We start from the raw sequence: 4,503 nt of genomic DNA on the forward strand, positions 1-4,503 counted from the left end.
GAACACTCCGAATTTCACTATGCCTATTAGATCAAAGCCCCAGACTTTCGTCTAGGGCTTTTTCAACAGTCTGAGCCCCGCTTGGAAGCGGGGCTTTTTATAACTGATACTTTACGCTGTTAAGAGCGCAAGGCGCTTAACGCTTCAGTCTTTGGCTTATGCAAAGTTGCTGCTTGCGAATTCCCAGTTAACCAGCGCCCAGAAATTTTCTAGGTACTTAGGACGCGCATTGCGGTAGTCGATGTAGTAAGCGTGTTCCCAAAGGTCAACAGTAAGCACTGGCGTAAGGTCGTCGCCAGAAATAGGCGTTTGCGCGTTGCTTGTGTTAACGATATCTAGGCTGCCGTCTGCAGTTTTAACTAACCACGTCCAGCTTGAACCGAAGTTGTTAACCGCTTTATCGTTAAATGCTGCTTGGAAGTCTGCAAATGAGCCCCATTTCGCGTTGATAGCTTCTGCTAGCGCGCCTGTTGGCTCACCGCCGCCATTCGGGCTTAGACAGTGCCAGTAGAACGTGTGGTTCCATACCTGCGCTGCGTTATTGAAAACACCGCCATCAGAAGATTTGATGATTTCTTCTAGGCTTTTGTTTTCCATGTCAGTACCTTCAACTAGGCCGTTAAGCTTAGTTACATAAGTAGCGTGGTGCTTGCCATAGTGGTACTCAAGCGTTTCAGCAGAAATATGCGGTTCTAGTGCATTTTGTTCGTATGGTAATGCTGGTAATTCAAAAGCCATGACGGTCTCCATGTTGGTTTAGTATTGTAGTCTAAAGCCCACTTATCTTCGCCTGTTCAATAAGTGCATATTAATTCTATGTTCAATATACTGCTTTAGACGCTAAAGCATATCCCAAATGTGGGGATAAAGTCCTATAACTCAATGACAAAAATGTGAATTTTTTTTCAAAAGTTAAAATGTGACACTAATTTGTATTGCAATGTATGGGTAGATAACGATTCAGAGGTTGAAAAGATCAATTCAGCTATGGGTAATTAAACATAAAATTATGATACCCTTTCCCTTGATAAATCATTCATGCATTCCCATCTAACTGGGAATACACTTTTGTGCTCAGAGGAATCAAATGGATAATACTGAAAATCAATCAACGCTAGATAGAATCAAGCAGCAAATCGAAGAAAACCCAATTTTGTTGTATATGAAGGGTTCTCCTAAACTACCTAGCTGTGGCTTTTCTTCACAAGCATCGCAAGCGTTGATGTCATGTGGCGAACCATTTGCTTATGTAGATATTCTTCAAAACCCAGACATCCGCGCAGAACTACCAAAATATGCAAACTGGCCGACATTCCCGCAACTATGGGTTGAAGGTGAGCTTGTAGGCGGTTGCGATATCATTATTGAAATGTTCCAACAAAACGAGCTTCAACCGCTTATTAAAGAAACGGCTGCAAAGTACAAAGAAGCAGAGTAAATCTTGTTTCCATGTACAAAACTTTAGGTTTGTAAAAAACGATTTAAAAGCCGGCTTATAGTCGGCTTTTTTTATTAAAACCCGCCAAAAATCCCGCACTTTTATTCCCGTAAAAATTATATAGACAGGTCAGAAATTAAAATCCTCTACGGAGTGAAAAAATATTTTTATTTTGTCGAAAAAGGTTTGTTTTTTAATATCTTGCGTTCTATAAAAAACACCATCTGACCGCAAATGAGTCAGTGTTGAAGGTAAAAAATAACAACTACTCTGAGCATTTTTTTAATGTGTTTAAAACGCTGAAGGTGTCTTAGAGAAACTCCGGGAAACCACCATGAATACAACCTTGTCTTTATTGACCAAAAACGTGCGTGGCGTATTAGCCGCATCAGCTGCGTTTTCAGTAATGGCCGCTGCACCTGTTTATGCGCAAGAAGCTGAAGAGAGTGCTAAGGCCGAAGATTTTGAACAAATTGCGGTAGTTGGTTCACGTGCAGCGCCTCGCTCGGTCGCTGACTCAGCGGTGCCAATTGATATTATATCTGACGAAGAGTTTAAGCAGCAGGGTGCCACTGATATGGTATCTATGATGCAGACTGTTGTTCCGTCTTTTAACGTAAACGACCAGCCGATCAACGATGCTTCAACGCTTGTTCGTCCTGCTAACCTTCGCGGTATGGCATCAGACCACACGCTTGTGCTTGTAAATGGTAAACGTCGTCACCGTTCTGCGGTTATCACTTTCCTTGGTGGTGGTCTTTCTGACGGTGCACAAGGTCCTGATATTTCTGTTATCCCAGCAGCGGCATTAAAGCAGGTGGAAGTACTTCGTGATGGTGCAGCAGCACAATACGGTTCTGATGCGATTGCGGGTGTAATTAACTTCGTACTTAACGATGCATCAGAAGGCGGTTCGTTTGAAGCCCGTTACGGCTCTTTCTACGAAGGCGACGGCGACATGATTCAGATGTCGGGTAACGTAGGCCTTCCTCTATCTGATAAAGGCTTTATTAACCTTTCAGCTGAATACCGTACTGCAGACGACACATCTCGAAGTGTACAGCGTGCAGACGCTGCTGCATTGATAGCGGCTGGGAACACTTTTGTAGCAGATCCTGCGCAAATTTGGGGCTCACCTGAAATCAAACACGACATCAAACTTTTCGCTAATGCAGGTATAGAGCTTTCAGCTACCTCAGAAGCTTACATGTTTGGTAACTACGCCGAGCGTGAAGTTGAAGGTGGTTTCTACTTCCGTAACCCACACAATCGTGGTGGTGTGAACGATGGTGGTACAAATGACGATGGCGAGCAACTACTGCTTGTTGGTGATTTAACCGGTGATATGTCAGGTAACTGTCCAACCGACATCGTAGTTGGTGATAACGTACTAGAGAACCCGCGTTATATTAACGAAGTTCAGAACAATCCTGACTGTTGGGCGTTCAACGAAATGCTGCCAGGTGGTTTCACACCTCGTTTCGGTGGTACGGTTACAGATATGTCACTTGTCTTTGGTACGAAAGGCGAACTTGACCACGATATCACGTATGACGTGAGCTTGAACCTTGGCCAAAACGAAGTTGACTTTGCTATTAGCAACACTATCAACCCGTCTTTAGGTCCAGAAACACCTACAGAATTTAGCCCAGGTCGCTATACGCAGTCTGAGCAAACCCTTGATATTGATTTCACTAAGCCGTTCGATGTTGGTTTATATGAACCACTATTCGTGGCAACTGGTTTCCAATATCGCAACGAAAGTTATGAGAGCTTTGCAGGTGATACTGCCTCTTATGAAATAGGTCCGCTGGCGACACAAGGCTTTGGCATTGGCTCAAATGGTTTCCCTGGCTTGGCGGCCAATAGCCAAGGTCGTGTGTCCCGCAACAACATCGCACTGTACATTGACGCAGAAGCGTATATCACTGAAAACTTCATGTTAGCCGGTGCGCTACGTTATGAAGACTTCTCTGATTTCGGTGACACAACGAAAGGTAAGATTGCTTTCCGTTGGCAAGCACTTGAGAACATCGCTTTCCGTGGTGCGTTCTCAACAGGCTTTAAAGCACCTACCCTTGGTCAAAGCAACGTGCGTAACGTAACTACCGCGTTTGGTACAGGTGGTGAACTTATTGACCGTGCAACACTGCCTCCGACAGATCCAGTGTCTCAACTTAAAGGTGGTGAGCAGTTAACGCCTGAAGAGTCAGAAAGTATCACGTTTGGTGTGGTAGCCGATTTCGATAATGGTCTATTCATTACCGCAGACTACTACAACATTGAACTGACTGACCGTATCAGTACTGCCTCTGGTATTGCGCTGACTGAAGAAGACATTGCCACGCTGCTTGAGCAAGGTATCAACGATGCGTCTAGCTTCTCTGAAATCAGCTTCTTCACTAACGACTTCGACACCACCACCGAAGGTGTAGACGTAGTAGCGAACTATTCGATGGATATGATGGGCGGTGAAACTAAGTTCTCACTTGCATATAACTGGACGTCTACAGAAGTTGACCGCGCGTCGGATAATATCTCTGATTTCCGTATTCGCATGCTAGAAGATAACCTTCCAGCGGTACGTTACAGTGCAACAGCTAACCACACTAATGGCGACTGGCGCTTCCTTGCGAGAATGAACTACTACGGTAGCATCTTCGAAGATCACCTAGACTCTGCATTGCCGATTGACAAAGTAGGTTCTGAAATTACGTTCGACTTTGAAGTGGCATATAACTTCACTGAAGAGTTCACAGTAACTGTTGGTGCTAAGAACGCGTTTGATGAATACCCTGACGAAAACAATACTGATGCAGGTGGTATCACCTACGCACAGATTGCCGGTTCAGCGTATCCGACAACATCACCAATTGGTATAAACGGTGGCTTCTACTACCTAAGAGGTGTTTACACTTTTTAATAGGTAAGCAATTACCTATAAACCAAACTTTCACTTAATGTTTCAAAGTTAAGGGGGCATTAGCCCCCTCAGATTGATGATAAACCCCTCTTTTTTCGGAGGGGTTTATTTTTTCTAGCAGCCGAAGGCTGCGATCGCGATA

Annotated in this window: 3 protein-coding genes; 2 read left to right on the forward strand and 1 reads right to left on the reverse strand. The window is 44.3% G+C overall.

Annotation, left to right across the window (positions count from 1 at the left end):
• Positions 1-156 precede the first annotated feature (156 nt).
• Complete coding sequence (sodB, locus tag NO989_RS21510; RefSeq protein WP_014948764.1) at positions 157-738, reverse strand: superoxide dismutase [Fe]; 582 nt, start codon at positions 736-738, stop codon at positions 157-159.
• Positions 739-1,087: 349 nt separating this feature from the next.
• On the opposite strand from sodB, the gene NO989_RS21515 reads away from it, so the two are divergent.
• Complete coding sequence (locus tag NO989_RS21515) at positions 1,088-1,438, forward strand: Grx4 family monothiol glutaredoxin (protein ID WP_014948765.1); 351 nt, start codon at positions 1,088-1,090, stop codon at positions 1,436-1,438.
• A 334-nt stretch (positions 1,439-1,772) separates the two neighbouring features.
• A complete protein-coding gene (locus NO989_RS21520) occupies positions 1,773-4,361 on the forward strand; it encodes a TonB-dependent siderophore receptor (RefSeq protein WP_039226539.1) in 2,589 nt (862 codons plus the stop codon).
• Positions 4,362-4,503 lie beyond the last annotated feature (142 nt).

It is taken from the genome of Alteromonas sp. DY56-G5, from assembly GCF_041414725.1.
Classification (GTDB): domain Bacteria; phylum Pseudomonadota; class Gammaproteobacteria; order Enterobacterales; family Alteromonadaceae; genus Alteromonas; species Alteromonas macleodii.